At 34.9% G+C, this 21,582-nt stretch carries 15 protein-coding genes; 14 read left to right on the top strand and 1 reads right to left on the bottom strand.

Annotated features, from left to right (window positions below):
• The first annotated feature begins 194 nt into the window (after nt 1-194).
• Nucleotides 195-3,332: a DEAD/DEAH box helicase gene (locus tag BN2390_RS11915; RefSeq protein WP_053984572.1), complete on the top strand. Its 3,138-nt coding sequence runs from the start codon at nt 195-197 to the stop codon at nt 3,330-3,332.
• Between the two features lie 348 nt (nt 3,333-3,680).
• Complete coding sequence (locus BN2390_RS11910) at nt 3,681-5,012, top strand: MATE family efflux transporter (protein ID WP_053984571.1); 1,332 nt, start codon at nt 3,681-3,683, stop codon at nt 5,010-5,012.
• A 319-nt stretch (nt 5,013-5,331) separates the two neighbouring features.
• On the opposite strand, the gene BN2390_RS11905 is transcribed toward BN2390_RS11910, so the two are convergent.
• Nucleotides 5,332-6,042, bottom strand: coding sequence for an SGNH/GDSL hydrolase family protein (locus tag BN2390_RS11905; protein WP_053984570.1), 711 nt, complete (start codon nt 6,040-6,042; stop codon nt 5,332-5,334).
• Between the two features lie 186 nt (nt 6,043-6,228).
• Here BN2390_RS11905 and BN2390_RS11900 point away from each other — a divergent pair, with 186 nt between their 5' ends.
• The 12 genes from BN2390_RS11900 to BN2390_RS11845 all read left to right on the top strand — a co-directional run bounded on the left by BN2390_RS11900 (nt 6,229) and on the right by BN2390_RS11845 (nt 21,576).
• Nucleotides 6,229-7,101: an AraC family transcriptional regulator gene (locus BN2390_RS11900; RefSeq protein WP_053984569.1), complete on the top strand. Its 873-nt coding sequence runs from the start codon at nt 6,229-6,231 to the stop codon at nt 7,099-7,101.
• Between the two features lie 319 nt (nt 7,102-7,420).
• Nucleotides 7,421-8,713 carry an ABC transporter substrate-binding protein gene (locus BN2390_RS11895; protein ID WP_408633742.1) on the top strand — a complete coding sequence of 431 codons (1,293 nt, stop codon included), beginning with the start codon at nt 7,421-7,423 and terminating at the stop codon, nt 8,711-8,713.
• Nucleotides 8,714-8,791: 78 nt separating this feature from the next.
• Entirely contained in the window at nt 8,792-9,670 is an 879-nt protein-coding gene (locus BN2390_RS11890; RefSeq protein ID WP_198524909.1) for a carbohydrate ABC transporter permease, read from the top strand.
• A complete protein-coding gene (locus BN2390_RS11885) occupies nt 9,671-10,504 on the top strand; it encodes a carbohydrate ABC transporter permease (protein ID WP_053984566.1) in 834 nt (277 codons plus the stop codon). It abuts the gene before it with no gap.
• Between the two features lie 34 nt (nt 10,505-10,538).
• Nucleotides 10,539-11,639 (top strand): Gfo/Idh/MocA family protein, encoded by a 1,101-nt coding sequence (locus BN2390_RS11880; protein ID WP_053984565.1) that lies wholly within the window; start codon nt 10,539-10,541, stop codon nt 11,637-11,639.
• Between the two features lie 551 nt (nt 11,640-12,190).
• Nucleotides 12,191-13,882: a type 2 periplasmic-binding domain-containing protein gene (locus BN2390_RS11875; protein ID WP_053984564.1), complete on the top strand. Its 1,692-nt coding sequence runs from the start codon at nt 12,191-12,193 to the stop codon at nt 13,880-13,882.
• A 121-nt stretch (nt 13,883-14,003) separates the two neighbouring features.
• Nucleotides 14,004-15,701: a sensor histidine kinase gene (locus BN2390_RS11870; protein WP_053984563.1), complete on the top strand. Its 1,698-nt coding sequence runs from the start codon at nt 14,004-14,006 to the stop codon at nt 15,699-15,701.
• Between the two features lies 1 nt (nt 15,702).
• Nucleotides 15,703-16,464, top strand: a complete 762-nt coding sequence (locus BN2390_RS11865; RefSeq protein ID WP_053984562.1) for a response regulator transcription factor — start codon at nt 15,703-15,705, stop codon at nt 16,462-16,464.
• Nucleotides 16,465-16,614: 150 nt separating this feature from the next.
• Nucleotides 16,615-17,517 carry an ABC transporter permease gene (locus tag BN2390_RS11860; protein WP_053984561.1) on the top strand — a complete coding sequence of 301 codons (903 nt, stop codon included), beginning with the start codon at nt 16,615-16,617 and terminating at the stop codon, nt 17,515-17,517.
• 12 nt (nt 17,518-17,529) lie between these two features.
• Nucleotides 17,530-18,414, top strand: coding sequence for a carbohydrate ABC transporter permease (locus BN2390_RS11855; protein ID WP_053984560.1), 885 nt, complete (start codon nt 17,530-17,532; stop codon nt 18,412-18,414).
• Nucleotides 18,415-18,418: 4 nt separating this feature from the next.
• Nucleotides 18,419-20,293, top strand: a complete 1,875-nt coding sequence (locus BN2390_RS11850) for a beta-N-acetylhexosaminidase (RefSeq protein WP_053984559.1) — start codon at nt 18,419-18,421, stop codon at nt 20,291-20,293.
• An 11-nt stretch (nt 20,294-20,304) separates the two neighbouring features.
• Entirely contained in the window at nt 20,305-21,576 is a 1,272-nt protein-coding gene (locus tag BN2390_RS11845) for a Gfo/Idh/MocA family protein (protein ID WP_053984558.1), read from the top strand.
• Nucleotides 21,577-21,582: the final 6 nt, after the last annotated feature.

Genomic DNA, 21,582 nt, shown 5'->3' with positions numbered 1-21,582 from the left:
GTTTACCATAACTGTGTCAAGAACCACACAATTCAATAGTAAGTTCGTGAGTTGTTCTTGCGACAAATCACCTCCATGGTTATAACCCACGAATTTCTGACAATGTAGTTAGAAATTCGTGGGTTATTTTAGTTGTAAAAATATAGTAGAATAGAAACTATAAGAAAAATGGTTTAGGACATGGAGGGAATGCAGTGAAGCGGGGACTATATGAGAAGATTGTTACCAATGAGATAGAGGAAAATTTACAGCAGATTACAGATGAAGTAGAGACTGCATTTGTGCAAGAGGCGGAGGCTGATGTGGTATTAACGGCTCATTTGACAGAGGTGACACAATTAGCATTAAGGCAAATTGAGGAAGATCGTAATATAAAAAAAGAGGACAAGGTTGCAAGACAGGTAAGGCTTGTTAATCAGATGATTAACTTAATAGAAGAAGATAGGGGAGAAGAGTTCCAAAGGGAAAATGTTGTCGACAAGGCAAAAATGCTTTATGCCATTAATGGACCTGCGAAGGAGAATAGGCCCGTTACACCTCTTTCACAGACCATGCTATTTACTAATGCGAAGAATGAGCCTAACTTATATGATGAGCTTAGACTTGAGATGTTAAGTAGTGATCGTGTAGACCTATTGGTATCCTTTATCAAGTGGTCTGGTATCCGATGTCTGAAGGAAGCACTTGAAACCTACACGAAAGATAGGAAGCTAAGAGTGATTACAACATCTTATATGGGGGCATCAGATTATCATGCCATTGAATTCTTGTCCAAGCTACCCAATACAGAGGTTAAGATTTCCTATGATACCAAGCGAACAAAGCACCATGCCAAGGCTTATATGTTTCATAGAGATACAGGCTTTTCAACAGCGTACATAGGTTCTTCCAATCTCTCTCATTCGGCCCTAGTCAATGGTTTGGAGTGGAATGTAAAGGTAACCGAAAGAGACTCTAAAGATGTGATGGACAAGTTTGAGGCGATCTTTGATTCCTATTGGCATGATGATGAGTTCATTACTTTTACAGAGCAACAAGGAGAGAAACTTAAAAAGGCATTAGAAGGTGAGAGATACAAGGGTGAGTCGGGTATTGAAATACAATCGACCATTACACCTAACTATTTTCAAAAGGAAATCTTAGAGAAGCTAAAGGTAGAAAGAACGGTGTATGGACGTACCAAGAATCTGGTAGTTGCAGCAACTGGTGTAGGGAAAACCGTTATTTCAGCTTTAGATTATAAACGCTTTAGAAGAGAACATAGGGGTGAAGCATGTCGCCTGCTTTTTGTTGCACATAAGCAAGAGATTTTAACACAGAGTATCAATACCTTTAGGCGTGTGCTGATGGATTGGAACTTTGGGGAGTTGTATTACAATGGTAGAAATGCTAAGGAGTTATCTCATTTATTTGTGACTGTACAGACTTTTAATTCTAAGAAGTTCTATGAAAACTTAGAACCTGACTATTACGATTTTATTGTTATCGATGAGTTTCATCATGCAGCTGCGGCATCTTATCAAGCCTTGCTTGAATACTTCCAGCCTAAGCTATTGCTCGGTTTAACAGCTACACCGGAGCGTATGGATGGTAAGAATGTATTAGAGTATTTTGATGATAGAATTGCCGCTGAGATGCGACTGGGAGAGGCAATTGATTATGGGCTTCTTTCGCCTTTTCATTATTTTTGTATAACAGATAGTGTAGATTATTCAAATCTTGAATGGGGAAGAGGGGGCTATAATAAAGAAGATTTAGGAAAACTAGTGTCGGGTGATACCCAGCGTGCAGAGCTTGTGATTAGCAGTATGCAGACGTATTTAACAGATATAAACCGTGTGACAGGCCTAGGATTTTGCGCATCCATTGCACATGGTGAGTTTATGGAGGAATACTTTAATAGAAAAGGGATTTCATCCGTATTCTTACAAGGGAATCATTCAGAAGAAGAAAGACAGCGTGCGATTGCAGAGCTTAACAACGGAAAGATTAGCTTCATTTTTACCGTTGATCTCTTTAATGAAGGGGTAGATATTCCAGATGTTAATACTGTACTTTTCCTTCGTCCGACAGAGAGTTTGACTGTATTTATACAACAATTAGGGAGAGGGCTACGTTTGTCACCGGAAAAAGAGTGCTTAACTGTACTTGACTATGTAGGACATGCTCATAAAAGCTATAATTACTATGAAAAGTTTCAAGCACTAAGCCATGCACGTGGCAAAGAACTAAAAGACGGCATCGAAAAAGGATCTTTTTTACTACCTAAAGGTTGCCATATTTATATGGAAAAGGTGGCAAAGGAATATATCTTGCGAAACATTGATGGGTATATTAATAATAAAAAAGGGATTATAGAAAAAATTAAGGATTACCATTACAGCCAAGGTAAAATAGGCTCAGTAGCTGAATTTGTTGAGGTATATGGACTGAGTTTGTCTGAAATCTATAAGATTAAAATAAAGCTTCACGGTAAGACAATCAATGGTAGTTATTATAGACTGTGCATCGAAGCAGGCGTGTTGAAAGCAAGTGATTATCCAGATGAACTGAAGCTTGCCAATGCCTTAGGCAGACTAAGCTTTATGCGAAGTGTGCATTTCTTGAGGTTTATAATAGAAGTGTTGAAAAACATAGAGACCTATAAGGACTACAACTTTGAGGGAAGAGAAGCGGCTTATATGCTGATGTTCCACTATACAGTGTGGGGAGAAGCTTTGAATACAGTAGAGATGCATTCTCTTAATGATAGTCTTTTAAGGCTTTATGAAAATAGGCCTATTTATGAAGAAATCCTAAGCATATTAACCTACAATTATGAACGTATTGATAGCGTAACAACCTTGGACCATACCTTTGCAAACAATCCACTCGAATGTCATGGGGAATATACGACAGATCAAATCCTTGTGGCACTTGGAAAGCATACGGCAGATAAGAAATACCATTTCCAAGAAGGCGTATTACACGTAAAGGAGAAAAACCTTGATGCCCTATTTATAACACTAAATAAGGTCGAGAAACATTATTCACCCTCTACGATGTACAAGGATTATGCGATCAATGAAACGCTTTTTCACTGGCAAACACAGAGTAAGATAAGCCCAGATTCACCAACCTGTCAACGTTATATCCAACATAAAGATAAGAAACATCATATCTTACTCTTTGTAAGAGAACATAAGCAAGAAAATGGGCTTACAAGTCCTTTTGTATATCTAGGTACAGCATATTATGTCAGACATAATGGACAAAAGCCAGTAAATATTATATGGAAACTTAAAGAGGCGCTACCAGCAAGACTAATTAGCCAGGCTGAGAAGGCGTTGTAGAATGAATGTCCTTAGAGGAGTATATAAAACAAGACATATAGTAACGTAAGTAAGAGAAACGTATGTAAGGGATGAATAGGCTAAAGAATATATATAGAAATAGGATAAGCCTAAAGAGTTACAAAGAAAGGTAGGGTGATATGGGATATTCAATTACCATTACAACTTGACTTTGATAGGCGAAAGTGTTAACATATCAAATATTCCATCGGAGGGTGTATTTATACACTGGACAAGGCAGTAGTATTTGGATACTGTCGGAGGGTAATTACAAAACGTAATGAGCCAGACAAGATGATTGTTTTACAATTATCTTGTCTGGCTCTATTTTTTTGGGGAGGAATTAATATGATTACATCAAAGGAAAATACTACATTAAAGATTTTTCTAAAGTACTTGATACCTAGTATGCTAGGTATGGTGTTAGTGGCAATCTATACGTTTACTGACACTTTTGTTGTAGGACAAAAACTTGGAGCTATCGCGTTAGGGGCAATGGGGATCTGTACGCCTGTTATCACCATCACCTTTGCGCTAGGATTTTTATTTGGAGTAGGTGGTGGCGCCTTATATTCTATTTGTATGGGTAAGAAGGATAAAGAAGGTGCGAATAAAGTATTTACGACATCACTCTTTATGTTGTTGTGTGTAGGTGTTTTGATTGCTGTACTAGGCAATGTTTTTATTCATCCATTAGCATATCTACTAGGAGCAGACGATGTAAATATAGCATTTGTTATGCCGTATCTTCGTTGTATTCTTATTTATATTCCAGGTTTTATGCTGGATATTTTTATAATGTGCTATATGAAAAATGACGGTCATCCCAATGTAGCAATGACAGCAACAATCGTAGGTACTGGACTTAATGTGGTTCTTGACTTGCTATTTGTTATGGTGTTTGGATGGGGGATGTTTGGTGCAGCGATTGCAACTTGCATTGGATCGGCAGTTTCAATCCTTATTAATATTATCTATAGCTTGGTTAAAAAGTTGAATATTGTACCAATCATAAAGAATTTTAATCCTAGGCTAATGTTTCGGATCATAAAAAATGGATTTAGTGTCTTTGTACTGGAATGTTCTTCGGGTATCGTTACCTTTGTTTTTATTATGCAGGCAACAAACCTCTATGGAACGGTCGGTTCATCCATCTATACGATCATTATGAATTGGACATTGATTTGCTTTAATTTGACGATGGGGATCGCCCAGTCAGTTCAGCCATTGATTAGCGTTAGCTATGGGGCAAATGAGCAAGATAAGGTTAAAGTGTATCGAAAATATGCCATTGTATCAAGTTTGATTGCAGGGGGACTTTTTCTACTTATTGGATATGGTTTTACAGAACAATTGGTTTCAGTATTCGCATCAGACAGTACAGAGTTAATTGAAAAATCTGTTGAGAGTATTCGCCTTTATATGCCGGCATATGCATTGATGGGGATTAGCATCTCAATCGGTATGTATTTTCAAGCCATTGAATTATCTTTTGAATCACTTATCATCATGGTTTCAAGAGGGATTATTTTACCTGTCGCAGGAGCTTTTGCAATAACTGGGCTATTTGGAGCAAAGGGATTATGGATAAGTGTGCCTTGTGCAGAGTTTATAACAGCGATTATTGCAATCATTTTCCTAACTATTTCAAACAAAAAATATAGTGTTAAAACGGCATAAAAGAAATAGGTAATAAGATTGCTATTCGTAACAAGTCAAGGCTGTGCCTTTACTAATATACCAGGTACTTAACAATTTAAACACAATTTAATCTGTAGATAAAAAACACAACAAGTCACCTTAACGATGGTCCTTTCCTCCCTATACGTTTTCGGAAAGACCATTATTAAGGTGGCTTATTATTTTATGATAAAAATTATAACTGATAAGTGAAGTCCTAGTGGAGTTACCAAGTTACAGACGAGCTACTTTGGTGTTCCTGTAGTGTTTTTTCAATAATGAGGTACTACTTACAATAAGTATAATTAAAACATAAATTTTAAATAACAATACTATGATTTTCTAAAGTATTACGTAGTACGGTAGCCATAATATTATAACCTTTTGCATTGGGATGTAGCCCATCATAGGTGATTCCATAGAGTTGGGTATTTGTGCCTGGGAGTGTTGTTGAGGGATAATAGTTTACAAAAATAATATTTTCAGCTTTGCAATATTCATAAAGAAAATGGTTCATCTCACAGATGTATTTTTTGCGTAAATATTCACAAAGAGATATAGGAATATTGATAGGCAGTAAAGAAGTGAAGATGGGGGTAGTATCTGATGCTCGAAATTGTGAGGCTATATCTATAATATTATTCTTTGCACGATTGAGGACTGTTTCGTAGGAGAGGCCAGGTATTAACTTCCAATAGTCTCCCTCCAGATCAATGGAATCATTAATACCGATACCTACAATACAATAGGTGGGATGGAGCTGAAGGGCATCTACCCATAGGCGTTTTTGTAAATAGGTTGTTGTGTCTCCTGCTATGCCTCGATTAATGATTAAATGGTCAGGATGATTAAAGTATGCATTAAGTTCCCAAAAATGTGTAATAGAATCACCAATAAATAGAAAGGTTGGAGTGAGTTTATTTTCTATTATAGTGTGATTCTTGATATCAAATTCTTTTCTCCTTTGGTCGGAGGCTACATTTTCTGAGAAATATTCTAACCGATCATAGCCTTCTTTTGTTTTTATCATCTAATAGACTCCTCTCCATAATGAGTTTAATAACATAAGTATAGTACCTATGAAGTGTGTGAATAAATAGGAAAAATGATTAATGATAGCATTAAATGACTAGATTGTAATTGAAATAGACGGATAAGTATAGTATATTAAGATTAAAAAAATATAACAGAATATAGTGATTAATGAAGGAGGCTCATGAATTCATACATTAATGCCATAAGATTTAACTTTTTGTATATTGATATTTATTCTTTTGGAAGGACATGGGTATATCCTGAAGATTACTTACCTTACTGCATTGTGAGATATATACTAAGTGGAAGTGCAAGCTTCTTTGTAGATGGCAAGGAATTTAAGGTCACTGTAGGAGATATAGTCTATCTACCTGTGGGTTGTAGGTTATCTTGCCATGCACTCAATGAAGACTTTCAGTTTTATAGCATGCGATTTGCCACATCAGTGAACTATAATAATGGCGATTTATTAACAGATTATTTTTATGTTCCTACTATTATAAAAGATCAAGGTGAATTAGGACGGCAATATTTTGATCATATTTATCAATGGGTTAAGTCAGAGAGTGAAACTAAGATGTTTAGAGTAAGAGGCTATTTGGATTTGTTAATAGGATATATGATTGAGCAGGGAAAAAAAGATGCTTCTCAAAAGATGAGTGCGCCTTTTTTTGAACAGGACTTTACATTGGAGCGCATCAAAACCCGTATACAACAATCAGATGTTCAATTAGATTCTAGAATACAAGTTGTTATTGATTATATTATTCTTCATCCCTCGGAACAGTATACTATTTTGGAGATGAGTAGGATGGCAGAGCTAAGTGAATCTAGGTTTAGAACGTTATTTAAAAAGCAAGTAGGGAAGAAACCACTAGAATATCTCAATGAAATTAGAATGATGACCGCAGCGAGAAAACTTCTTATATCAGGAGATAATATTAGTGATATAGCCTATGAGATTGGATTTGAAGATCCCAACTATTTTAGTCGTATCTTTAAAAAGTATTTTTGTATGACACCTAAGCAATATCGTGATAATGCAAAGTATTAACTTTAAAAGGCTGGCTATATAAGATTAAGTCAATACATAAAAAGAAAAAGGTATCTGTAATATTGCAGATACCTTTTTCTTTTTATGTAAAACGTTACTATAAACTTTGAATTAATTTATAAATGAATAGGTAAAAAAGATTATAACGTAGTTGTTTTATGCTAGTAATAGTGTTTTTGTGTGTAGAATTGCACATATAAAAACAATATAATTAGACTATAGATAGCGTTATGCACAAAAAACAGATAACAAGAGGGGGAGTTTTGAAATGAAGAAAAGAATAATAAGTAGTCTATTAGCTGTAGCGATGATCACGACAATGATCTCTGGATGCGGAAATAAAGCGGTGGAGACAACGGGCAGGAATGCAGATGGACAGTTAGAGGGAGAAATTACTTTTTGGCATTCATTCACACAAGGACCTCGTCTTGAAAACATTCAAAAAGCAGCGGATAAATTTATGGAAGAACATGAAAAAGTAAATATCAAGATCGAAACCTTTTCGTGGAATGACTTTTATCTTAAATGGACAACAGGACTTGCTTCAGGAAATGTACCTGATATGAGTACGGGATTACCAGGGCAAGTTGCAGAAATGATTAATGCAGAGGCGCTTCTTCCTATTAATGATTTGATTGATGATATTGGAAGAGATAAATTTAGTGCAAAAGCTTTAGAAGAGGGAACGGTTGATGGCAACGAATATTCTATTCCACTTTATTCACATGCACAGGTAATGTGGATTCGTAAAGATTTACTTGAAGAAAATAACTTAAGTGTTCCAAAGACATGGGATGAATTTTACAATACAGCAAAAGCCCTTACAAAAGATGGTATCTATGGATGTTCTTTCCCAAGTGGTTCTACAGACTTCCAAGCAACTAATTTCCTTAACTTCTATGTAAAGAGTGGTGGGGGTAGCTTACTAAAATCAGTAGATGGCAAACTGCAAGCAGATCTTACAAGTCCATTAGCCATTGATGGTATCAATTTTTGGTTAAAAGTTTATAGAGATTGCTCACCTAAAGACTCTATTAGTTATGATGTCCTTAAACAAGCAACATTATATTATCAAGGGAAAACAGCATTTGACTTTAATAGTGGCTTCCAAATCTCTGGGGTGGCGACAAACTCACCTGATTTACTTCAATATGTAGATGCTTATCCAATTCCAAAAATTAATGAAAATGACCCAGATTACGGTATTACAACCGCTAACCAACCTATGGTGATCTGGAAGAATACAAAGTACCCAGAAATTTGTAAAGAATTTATGAAAACATTATATGAAGAGGATGCTTATATTAATTTCTTACATGCGACACCTGTTGGTATGCTACCAGCTATTAGTGGTATTGCAGATACAGAAGCATACAAGAGCAATGAAATAGTTAAGCAATTTGCACATGCAGAAGAAGTTATTAGTAATGCAGTGGATAGCGGGACAGCAATTGGATTTGAACATGGACCAAACATAGAAGCAGGTATCATGACAAGTCAACATCTTATTGAAGGCATGTTCCAAGATATTATTACAAATGGTACGGATGTAATGACAGCGGCTAAAGCAACTGAAGATGGATTAAATGACTTATTTAATGCAGCACGCTAAGCTTACTCAGTAGTAAATTACATTAGAGCAAGATAATGATAATAAATTATCTTGCTTTTTTAAAAGGTGGTGATTATGGTGACGCGAAAGAATTATACAAGGTGGTTCTTTGTACTTCCAGCTTTACTAGTAATAGGGGTATTACTTTTTTACCCAATATGCTCAAGTATTTACTATAGTTTTACGAACAAAAACCTAATCAAAGCGAGCTATGATTTTGTGGGGTTAGAAAATTATAAAATCGTTTTAATGAGTAAAGATTTTTGGAATGCTTTTTTCAATACAATTAAGTGGACAGTTCTTTCTTTAGGTGGGCAGATTCTTGTAGGTTTTACAGGAGCCCTTGCATTAAATAGAGTGCGACTATTCAAATCAACTTACCGTACATTGCTCATTATTCCATGGGCGTTCCCATCCATAGTTATTGCTTTCTCCTGGCAATGGATTTTAAATGGTGTATACGGTTACATACCGAATATGTTAGTCGAGTTAGGCATTTGTGAAACAGTTCCACAGTTTTTGATTCATAAAACAGGTGCATTTATTTGTTTGGTACTTATTAATATATGGTTTGGGGCACCGCTTATTATGGTGAATGTTTTATCCGCATTACAAACTGTGCCAATGGATCAATATGAAGCTGCCAAGATAGATGGTGCAACAACATGGCAATCTTTTTACCATATTACGATGCCACATATCAAATTGGTTATGGGTCTTTTGATAGCTTTACGTACGGTATGGATATTTAATAGTTTTGATATCATTTATCTTATTACGGGTGGTGGGCCAGCAGGTGTTACAGAAACCATACCAATCTTAGCCTATAACATGGGTTGGGGAACAAAGTTAATAGGTAGATCATCAGCTGTTACGGTACTCCTATTTATTTTCTTAATCCTTGTACTTGCTGCTTACTTTATAAAGCTTAGACACTGGGAAAAGGAGGAAAACTAGATGCGTAATAAAAGTAAATGGTTTTGGGATTCCATATCCCATGTGTATTTGATCTTGCTTACAGTTATTTCGGTATTTCCGCTTGTATGGATTATCCTTTCTTCTGTGAAGGAAAGAGGAGAGTTAACAGGCAATCCAACCAAGTTTTGGCCTTCGACATTTACGTTAGATTATTATAAGCACGTTATTACTGAATTAGGATTTATGAACAACATAAAAAATAGTATCATTATTTCACTCGTAACCACCCTTATTGCAATTACTATTGCATCTTTAGCTGCTTATGGCATTTGCAGGTTCTTCCCAAAGGTGGGAACGCTTATGTCGAAATTGATTGTAGTATCTTATGTTTTCCCTCCTATCCTTTTAGCGATTCCCTATTCAATTGTTATGGCTAAGATTGGACTGACAAATACAGGTACAGGACTTATTCTTGTCTATCTATCTTTTAGTGTACCCTATGCGGTATGGCTTCTAGTTGGATTCTTTAAGGCTATACCTATTGGTATAGAAGAGGCCGCCCAGGTAGATGGTGCAAGTAAGCTTACAGTATTTACAAAGATTGCACTGCCACTTGCAGCTCCTGGGATTGTGGCAACAGCCATCTATACATTTATCAATGCATGGAATGAATTCTTATACGCCTTGATATTAATTAACAATACAGAAAAAATGACTGTTGCAGTAGCCCTACGTTCGTTGAACGGAGCAGAAATACTAGACTGGGGTGATATGATGGCAGCTTCAGTACTTGTGGTTGTTCCATCTATTGTGTTCTTCTGTTTTATCCAGAAGAAGATTGCTGGTGGACTGTATGATGGAGCAGAAAAGTAAATAAATATTTTAATAGATGAAAGGTGAGGATAATATGATGAGATATGGAGTTGTAGGAGTAGGATATTTTGGGGCGGAGTTATGCCGCATTATGAATATGCAGGAAGATGCCAAGGTTACAGCAGTATATGACCCTTATCATGGCACTGAAGTTGCTGAGGAAATAGATTGTAATGCATGTAGTTCTTTAGATGAGTTAGTTACAAGAGAAGATGTAGATGCTGTAATCGTTGCGACACCAAACTACTTACATAAAGAACCTGTTATTAAGGCAGCCCAACATGGCAAGCATGTTTTCTGTGAAAAACCAATTGCTTTAAGTTATAAAGATTGTGATGAAATGGTAAAGGCCTGTAAGGAGAATAATGTAATATTCATGGCAGGGCATGTTATGAACTTCTTCAATGGGGTAAGACATGCGAAAAAGATGATTAATGAAGGTGTGATTGGAGACATACTTTATTGCCATTCTGCAAGAAATGGTTGGGAAGACATACAAGAATCTGTCTCATGGAAAAAAATCCGTTCAAAATCAGGTGGACACTTATACCATCATATACATGAGTTAGACTGTGTACAGTTTATTATGGGGAGTATGCCAGATGAAGTTTACATGAATGCAGGCAATGTAGCTCATAGCGGAGAGAACTTTGGAGATGAAGATGATATGATCTTTATCAATATGAAATTTGCAGGCAATAAATTTGCTGTACTTGAATGGGGCTCAGCATTCCACTGGGCAGAGCACTATGTATTGATACAAGGAACAAAAGGGGCTATTAAGCTAGATATGTTTGAGGCTGGTGGTACTCTACGACTTAATGGAGAAGATACACATTTCTTACTACATGAAACACAAGAAGAAGATGATGATCGTACACGCATTTACAAAGGTACAGAGCTAGATGGGGCAATCCAATATGGTAAGCCAGGCAAAATCCCTCCAATGTGGTTACATTCTATTATGTTTAATGAGATGAAGTATTTTAATAACATTATGCATGGTATGGAGGCAGATGAAGAATTTAGACCACTCTTAACAGGTGATGCAGCAAGAGCAGCTATTGCAACAGCAGACGCATGTACTTTATCAGCAAAAGAAAGTCGTAGTGTTAAGTTGAGCGAAGTCATATAAATTTATCTAAAAGTATAATAAGCCATTCTAATAGCAGTCTTTTCCCCTTGTGCATTGCACAAAGACTGTTATTAGAGTGGCTTATTATTTTGTGACAAGGATATAACTTATAAGCCGCTTCCTAGAGTAGTACCCTATCTATGTTCTAAGCCAAGTTGTTATTAGTGAATTCTTCTTAAATTTTTCTAAATACTTAAAAATAAAGAAAAAAGTTAAAAGAGTTTGTTAAAGGTTTTGGATGTATATGCTTTTGCCTTCTAGTTGATTGGACATACTAGGCTTAGGGATGATAGTATGTTTAATGAATGCAATAAAGTATAGGAAGAAAATATTTATTTAATAAGTAAGAAAAATAAGAGTAATGTATAGTGTGTTTTGAGCGAGGTGGAGTATATTGAAAAAAGATATTTATAAAGAGATATTTAGAATAAAAAAGTAAATAAAATAGAATAAAGTAAATTAATCTAAATTGTTATGTGAAAATAAATGCATTATACTCAGATTAGAAATGGATATTTTGTATAAAAATTTATCTAAAATGGAGGCGTTTTATGAAAAAATCACTAAGTATAATGCTTGCAGGAACGATGCTAATGGCAATGTTCACAGGATGCTCAAGTAAAGAACCTGATAATGTAACTAATACTACTGAAAGTGTTGCCAAAGGTGAAGAAACAGGAGAAGTACAAAATATTGATATTTGGCAAAAATATGACCCACCTATAGAGGTGTCTGTAGTAGCATCTTATAATGTGCCAGAAGATGGGATTGTACCTAAAGATACCACACCAGAGAATCAAAAATGGGTAGAAATCATGGAAAAATATTTAGGTATTAAGCTTAAATATGACTGGGTAGTACCTGCAAGTCAAGGCGCACAGAAGATGGATGTTACAATTGCTTCAGGAAAAATCCCAAATATTCTTCAAGTAGATGAAGGGCAATTTGAACTTCTTAAGCAATCTGATATGATTGGGGATTTAACAGGAGCTTATGATTACTTAATGGAACCTATTAAGAAGAACTTAGAAGCAGACCCAACACTACTTAAGAAATGTACCAATGAAAAGGGTGAATTAGTAGCTATTCCAAGAAATTTAGATAATTTCCAACAAACACAGTTAATTTACATACGTGAAGATTGGTTAGAAGCATTGGGCTTACAAGTGCCAACGAGCATGGATGAATTATTTGAAGTGGCAAAAGCTTTCAATGAACAAGATCCAGATAAAAATGGAAAAGATGATACCATTGGTATTGCATTATACAAAGAACTTTATGCTGGATTTGGTGGTGCAGCGGGCCTAATGAATGGTTATAATGCTTATCCAAAGATGTGGATTAAAGATGAAAGTGGTAAATTAGTGTGTGGTGATGTGCAACCAGAAATGAGAGATGCACTAGAGATGTTACAAAAGATGTATAAAGAGGGTATCTTAGATCCAGAGTATGTGGCAATGGATAGTAATAAGATGACAGAAGCCGTCGTTGGAGGAAAAGCAGGTATTGTACTTGGTGAATGGTGGGTACCAGCTTGGCCACTTAACCTTTCTATTGATAATAATCCTGATGCACGTTGGAAAGCTATTAATTTAGTAAGTGCAGAAGGTGGAATTGCAAAAACAGGACTCAACCAAGCATTTATAGGTTCATATCATGTTATTAGTAAAGATATGAAGAATCCTGAAGCATTAGCGAAGATGATTAATATTTATTATGATACGCTAAGTACAGTTGTAAGTGAAAGAGAAGAAGAGTATGACCGTGAATTATGGAAGCCAGAAAATGGTTATGTATACAACTGGTGCCCAGTAAGAATGGATGATACATTTGAGAACTCACGTCAGTACAAAGAACTCAATGAAGCACTTAAAAAAGATGATATTACACTCCTTAAACCACAAAAATTTAAAGATCTTTTTGAGGCAGCAAAACGTTTAGAGACAGAATTAAATGGTACAGACTGGGGACTATATTATAGCCGCATTGCAGAAGATGGTGGTTTTGGACTAACAGAAAAAGTGCGTAATGAAAAACTATATACTATGAATGAGTTCTATGGTTCATACACACCAACGATGATCACTTCACAAGGTATCTTAGATACACTTCGTGATGAGGTTTATCATCGCATTATCACAGGTGCACCTATCGAAGAATTTGATAAATTCGTAAATGATTGGCATAAGATGGGTGGAGATCAGATTACAAACGAAGTTAATGATTGGTATGCAAAACAATAATAAAGAAAAAAGATAGACAGTAGCGATACGCTTCTGTCTTCTTTTCATATCTATATTTAGAATGTTATACTAGTAAATAGATAGTGGGACAGGATGTATGACGGGATAATGGGGTGATCATTTGAAGGGAACGTTGAAGGTTTATAGACAGGCTGTTATTTTATTTGTAACAATAATAGTCCTTGTATTTACAACAAATATCTTTTTTTATTGGTACAACTTAAAGCATGTAGAAGAAAATATGAAGCAACAAATAGAGCAGAGTACAGACTTTGCTATTCAACAGTTGGAATTACAAATGTCTTATGTGAATCAATACTGTAGAGAGATTTTAAATAGGCCAGAATTAAAAGTGATTAGCTATAGTGATCCCTATGTGAGGCCATGGGAGTATTATGCGGAGATCAATGACTTAAGATATAAATTAAATAGCATTAAGGTAGCTAATCATTTTATTAATGATAGTATGCTTTTTATAAGAAATAAAAATATGGTTTTGTCAGCAGATAGTGGGATTATTCATCTAGAAGATAGTGACTATCAGAAATTATTTGAGAGTGAACTCGAAGTAAGCCGCTTAGATTTTAAGTTGATAAATGATAAACTCTATCTATTTGATTTTGACCCTCTTTATGAAAGAAGTAAGGCACTTAGTCAACTGGATATAGTTTTGTGTATCGAATTTGAACCAGAGTATTTCCTAAGCTATATTTCTAATTATTTAAATCAGAACTTAGTGTCTATAAGTTTTTTAAATGATGAGAATATACTAGCTAGTAAATTATTTGGTAAAGAGAAGGAAAAAGATATTAAGAAGAAAAATATAGAGGTTATTACTAAGCGGCTTGAACCTACTAATCAAATGTTGGTGTTTGAGTTCGAGTTAGAAGTATATGGGTATAATTTTATTTTCTTAAGTGTCTTGATAGGTGTTTGCTTTATATTTGCAGGGATTGGTATTATCTATTATGTAACATGTATGAATAAATTGATGCATAAACCTATCAAAAAAATTATTAAGGCTTTTAAAAATGTAGAAGCAGGATGTTACAATGTGGAACTAACAGGTCACGAAACAGAAGAATTTACATATTTATATGAGGCTATTGGCAAGATGATTGCTAGATTAGATACAAGTATTAAGGCACAGTATGAACAAAAACTAGCTCTTCAGCAATCAGAGATTAAACAATATCAACTACAGATTAACCCGCATTTTTTATACAATGGATTTTATAACATTCAGCGAATGTGTACCAATCAACAATATGAGAAAGCTATTCTCTTAAGTAAACGACTTGCTTCATACTATCGTTATATTACACGAAACGGTATTTATTTTGTACCTATTAAAGAAGAAATTAAACATATGGAGGATTATATAGATATTCAGACCATACGTTTTCAAGACCGTATCAAAATCAATCGTCTATATACGCTTCAGGATTTAGAGGATATAAAAGTACCGAGACTTATTTTTCAACCATTACTTGAAAATATATATGAGCATGCTTTTCAGAATTTAGAAGACCAAGGGAATATAGATATTTTTCTTTGCTTAGACGAAGAGTGGTTGAAATGTAGTATTGAAGATAGTGGAACGGGTATGGAGGATGAGCAAATAGATGTTTTAAATAGTCAGCTTGAAGCAGATAGTGGCTATGTAGAGTGCACAGGTATATTAAATGTAAATAAACGTCTAAAGCTACACTATGGTAAGCAAAGTGGATTAGTATATAAAAAAGGTGAGCATGGGCAAGGTGTTCGAATTGAGATGAAAATTGACTTGGAAATGAAATTATTAGGGGGAGAGGAATAATATGTTTAGGTTATTGATAGTAGATGATGAGCCAGAAATTGTAGATAGCTTAGAAAATCTGATTAAAGAAAAATGTAAATACCATGTAAAAATAGATAAAGCCTATATGCCTAAAGAGGCTATTCGACTGGCATATAAACAGCGCGTTGATGTTATTTTATCAGATATGCGTATGCCAGGGCTGACAGGTATTGAAATGGTTAAAGAGATTACGTCTAGAGAAGAAAATAAAAATGCAAAAGTCATTTTTTTGACTGGCTATAGTGACTTTGATTGCCTATATGATATTGCTAAAAGTGGCCAAGCAAAATTTATTTTAAAAAATGAAGAAGATGAAGTCATTATTGAGTTCATCGAGAAAGTTCTAGATGAGATGCCGGCAGAAAGACTAATAGATAGCATTGAGCAAACAGAGAATACACTACGTATTATTGAAGCGTGTAAGCAATATATTGAGGAAAATATTGATAAAGATTTAAGCTTACAGACTATTGCTGAAAGAGTTAATATGAATCCGTCTTATCTTTCTAGATTATTTAAGAAAGAATGCGGTGAAAATCTATCTCATTATATTCAGCAAATAAAAATTAAGAAAGCAAAAGAACTTATTGAAAAAGGTAAATTAAAGATGACGGATATTAGTGTGAAATTAGGATTTTATTCACCTACATATTTTACAACGTATTTTAAGAGGGTTACAGGGTATACACCTCAGCATTATCGTGATGCATGTATTGATAAAAATATTTATAAAAAAGAGTAATTTAGTTAGGCATATTCATGTTTTAAAACATGGATATGCTATTTTATTTGCCCAAAAGTAAACAAAATAAAAGTAAGTAAAGTATTAGAAATAGAAAACAATACACAAAGAAAATATAATGTTAGTAAGAATGAAGAGGAGGTATATTGTATGTCGAAAAGAAAAGCACGATTAAAAAGAGAAGCACCATTTTATATCATGTTAGCACCAGGAATGATCTTAACTTTGATCTTCTCTTACATACCTATGTTTGGACTTGTGATGGCATTTCAAAACTTTAATCCAGGAAAGGGATTCTTGGGTTCAGATTTTGTAGGGCTACAAAATTTTAAGTTTATCCTTAATCAACCTAATATTTGGCGTGTCACACAAAATACGCTATTTATAGCATGCTCAAAGATGGTACTAGGTATTTTGGTTCCTCTTTTGTTAGCACTACTTATTAACGAATTAGCAGGAACAAGGTTAAAGAAAATTGTACAGACCAGTTTTTTCTTACCTTATTTCTTATCTTGGGCAATTATAGCAAGTGTTATTTTCCAAGTGTTTAGTTTAAATGGTCCTATCAACTCACTACTTGAAATGGTAGGAGCTGATAAAGTGTCATTTTTTACAGATAATGCTGCCTTTCCATGGCTTATCATATTTAGTGATACGTGGAAAGGAATGGGGATGAATATTGTTATTTATCTTGCTGCAATTACTAATATTGATCAAAGCCAGTATGAAGCAGCAGTTGTAGATGGAGCTAATCGTTTGCAACAAGTAAGATACATTACCTTTCCATCTATATTACCAATAGTTATTTTAACGATTACATTGGCACTTGGTTGTGTACTCAATGCAGGATTTGATCAAATCTACTTACTTTATAATCCTCTTGTTTATGAAAGTGCAGATATTTTAGATACCTTTGTTTTTAGACTTGGTATAGGTCAAAAGTTATATTCACCTGCAGCGGCATTAGGATTTATTAAATCTCTTATAACTTGTGGATTAACAGGGATTTCATATTATTTAGCCTATCGTTTTGCAGGGTATAAGATTTTCTAAAGGAGGTTCATGATGGTAGTAAGAGACGGTATATCACGAAAAATATTTAACGTTTTTAATATCTTAGTGTTAGTATGTATTACTTTGCTTTGTATTTTGCCATTTATACATTTGTTCGCACTATCTTTAAGTGGTAGTGCGGCAGCTTCTGCTGGTAAAGTAGGCCTCTGGCCGGTGGATTTTACTTTGAAATCCTATGAATTTTTACTAGAGAAAAGTGATTTTATCGTATCACTGGGCGTAACCTTAAAGCGTGTATTTTTAGGAACAATCATTAATATGACCTTAGTTGTATTGACAGCATATCCACTGTCTAAGAGTAGCTCACAACTCAAATACCGAACAGCTTTGGCATGGTTCTTTGTATTTACAAACTTCTTTAGTGGAGGAACGATTCCAAACTTTATTTTAATACGTAACCTACAATTATTTGATAGCATATGGGCACTTGTTTTACCAGGAGCAGTAGCAGTTGGAAATGTAGTTTTACTTCTTAACTTCTTTAGAAGTATACCAAAAAGTTTGGAAGAAGCAGCTATGATTGATGGAGCTAGTCAGTTTACTATTTTGTTTAAGGTATTTTTACCTGTTTCAAAGCCAGCATTAGCAACCATTTTACTCTTTACAATAGTAGGACACTGGAATGCATGGTTTGATGGGATATTATACATGAATTCTCCAGCAAACTATCCACTTCAATCTTATCTATCCACATTAAATGTGAATATTAATACGAGTCTTATGACAAGTGAAGAGTTAGCGATTATGAAAAATGTAAGCGATGAAACACTTAAATCAGCACAGATATTCTTAGGAACATTGCCTATTATGTTAGTTTATCCATTTTTACAGAAGTACTTTGTAAAAGGTATTGTTCTTGGAAGTGTAAAGGAGTAAGTAGATGAAGATTAATATAGATATAAGAGATCTTTTTGGAGAAGTAGCTCAGCTACGTTTAGAGTCAGAGATTGATAAATTAGGTCTTGAAATAGATACACAGGGCAAACAAGTAATTGTTAAAAAAGGTAATCACTTAGGTATCTACACAAAGGCTGAAAATATAGAGATACATATACAAAAGCAAGTGGAAATTTATCGTGCGCTTTCTTTTTTAAAAGAAGAGCAGGTACCCCTATTGCTAGAACAAAAACCTTGCTTTGATACATTAGGCTATATGATTGATGTATCAAGAAATGCAGTTCTGACTGTAACTGCCATAAAAGACTTATTATTTAAGATGGCTGTCATGGGATTTAATATGTGTATGATGTACACAGAAGATGTGTATGAAATAGAGAATGAACCTTTCTTTGGGTATATGCGTGGAAGGTATACGAAAGAGGAGTTAAAAAGCATTGATGATTATGCTTATGAGTTAGGTATTGAGTTAGTGCCATGTATACAGACATTGGGACATTTAGAGAATGCACTAAAGTGGGGAGATTTGGCTAAGTACAAGGATACCTCTAGTGTACTTCTTGCGGGAGATGAAGCGGTGTATGACCTTATCGAGAGAATGATAGCTAGTACATCAGATGTTTATAGAAGCCGTCGTATACATCTAGGTATGGATGAGGCTATGGATTTAGGACTGGGAAGATACTTACAAAAGCATGGCTATACTAATGGTTTTGAGATTATTAAAGGGCACTTAGATCGCGTGGAAGAGATTGTAAAACGATATGGACTAAGGCCAATGATTTGGAGTGATATGTACTTTAGATTAGGTTCAGAAGAACACTTTTATTATGATGAAGCTTGTAGTATTCCACAAGAAGTTATTGATCATGCAAGTGAAGATATTGAACTAGTTTATTGGGATTACTACCATAAAACGCATAGTTTTTATAATGACTATATTGAGAAACATAAACAATTTAAAGCTAACACTATCTTTGCAGGAGGTATGTGGACTTGGGTTGGTGCAGCAGTGAATTATCCTTTGTTCTTTAAGACCTCAATTCCAGCTTTAGAGTCTTGTGTTACTAAAGGTATCAAAGAAGTATTGCTAACAGCATGGGGAGATAATGGTGCTGAAGCTAATATCCAAGGCTTTTTACCGGCACTTCAAGTGTATGCAGAGTTCTGTTACAATGGAAAATTTAACTTAGATTGCGTCAAAGAGAGATTTAAACAGTGTATTGGAGAAGATATAGATCCTTTCTTAGAGATTGGTCAATTCGATGCATTACCGATGCTTGAGCATTTAGTAAATGATGTGCCAAATCCTAGTAAGTTCCTCTTTTATCAAGATCCTCTTGTAGGTCTCTTTGATGAAGATGTAAAAGATTTAGAGAGAAGGTCACACTATGAGAAGCTTGCAAAAGTATTTGAAAACCATAGTAAAGCTAGTAAACAATACAGTTTACTCTTTAGATTTTATAGTGAGATGGCAAGATTTTTGAGCTATAAGGCAGAGCTGGGGATTGATATTTTAAATGCTTATAAGCAAGAGAATGAGGAAAAACTAGCTTCTATTGTTACCGTGGATTTAGAGCTAGCTATCCAATATCTGAACCAATTAAGAAGTACTTGGAGAGAACTATGGTTTACAACCAATAAAGCCTTTGGTTATGAAGTTATAGATATTAGGCTAGGAGGCTTACTAGCTAGACTAGAAAGTACTCAGTTAAGGCTTAATCAGTATATACACCGTCAAATAGATTCAATTGAAGAATTGGAAGTTGAAAGGTTAAACATTTTAAGAGGAAAAAATGTGAGTGGTTTAGAAGGTGCCTATGTTTGGGCAAATATCGTTACTGCAAATAAAATTTAAGGGGTGTCATAATGAATAAGCAAATAACGACGATTATTTTAGGCCTAGGTGGTAGAGGAAGAGATATCTACGGCAGATATATATTAGAGCATCCACAAGAAATAAAAGTTGTAGGTATTGCTGATGTTGATGAAGAGAAGCTTGTAAGAGTAGGAAAGGATTTCTCTTTACCAAAAGAAGCATGCTTTACAAGTGCAGAAGCAATCCTTGATCAACCAAAGATGGCTGATTGTGCACTTATTTGTACACAAGATAAGGACCATGTGAATCATGCAAAAATGGCTCTAGAAAAAGGGTATCATTTACTCTTAGAAAAACCTGTTTCAGACAGTATTGAAGCGTGTGAAGAGCTAGTAGAATTAGCAAAGATACATAAGCGTCATGTTGTTGTATGCCATGTCTTAAGATATACACCATTTTATAATACGATTAAAGATTGTATCACAAAGGGAGATATAGGAGAAGTGGTGACAGTGCAGGCTATTGAAAATGTAGGTTACTGGCATCAAGCTCACAGCTTTGTACGTGGCAATTGGCGAAAAACATCTGAGTCAAGCCCAATGATCTTAGCAAAGTGTTGTCATGACTTGGATATCCTACTATGGCTTGTAGGCAAGTCATGTAAGCAAGTAAGTAGTTTTGGAAGTAACTATTTATTTAAACAAGAAAAAGCACCAGAAGGAGCAACTCTTCGATGTACAGATAACTGCCTAGCACGTAAAGAATGTCCATATGATGCAGTGCGCTATTATTTAGAAGACCCTGTAACAGGAGTCAAAGGTGGTAAAAAGGATTGGCCTATCAATATTGTTGCGCCTGTACCTACAGAAGAAAATGTAATGGAAGCACTAAAAACAGGGCCATATGGTAGATGTGTTTATCATTGTGATAATGATGTAGTAGACCATCAAGTAGTGAATATGCTCTGTGAAGATGGTGTAACGATCAACTTCACAATGACAGCTTTTAGTGATAGATGCTATCGCTATCTCAAGGTAATGGGAACAAAAGGTTGTATTGAGGCAGATATGGATAAAAATGTAGTAAGCGTCTTTAAGTTTGGTGAAGAGCCTATACACTATATGATCGACAATGAAACAAGTATTGAAGGACATGGTGGTGGTGATGAGAAGATGATGGATCAGTTTATTGAACTGATGAGAAATCCAGAACACATATCTAGCTTGCAGACTTCACTTGAAAAATCGATAGAAAGTCATATTGTAGCACTTAAGGCAGAAGCATCGCGCTTAGAAGATGGCAAAGTATTTACAGTTAAATAAGGAGAT

It is taken from the genome of Niameybacter massiliensis (assembly GCF_001282685.1).
In the GTDB taxonomy this organism is placed as follows: Bacteria; Bacillota; Clostridia; order Lachnospirales; family Cellulosilyticaceae; genus Holtiella; species Holtiella tumoricola.
This window is presented reverse-complemented; position numbering and strand designations above follow the sequence as displayed.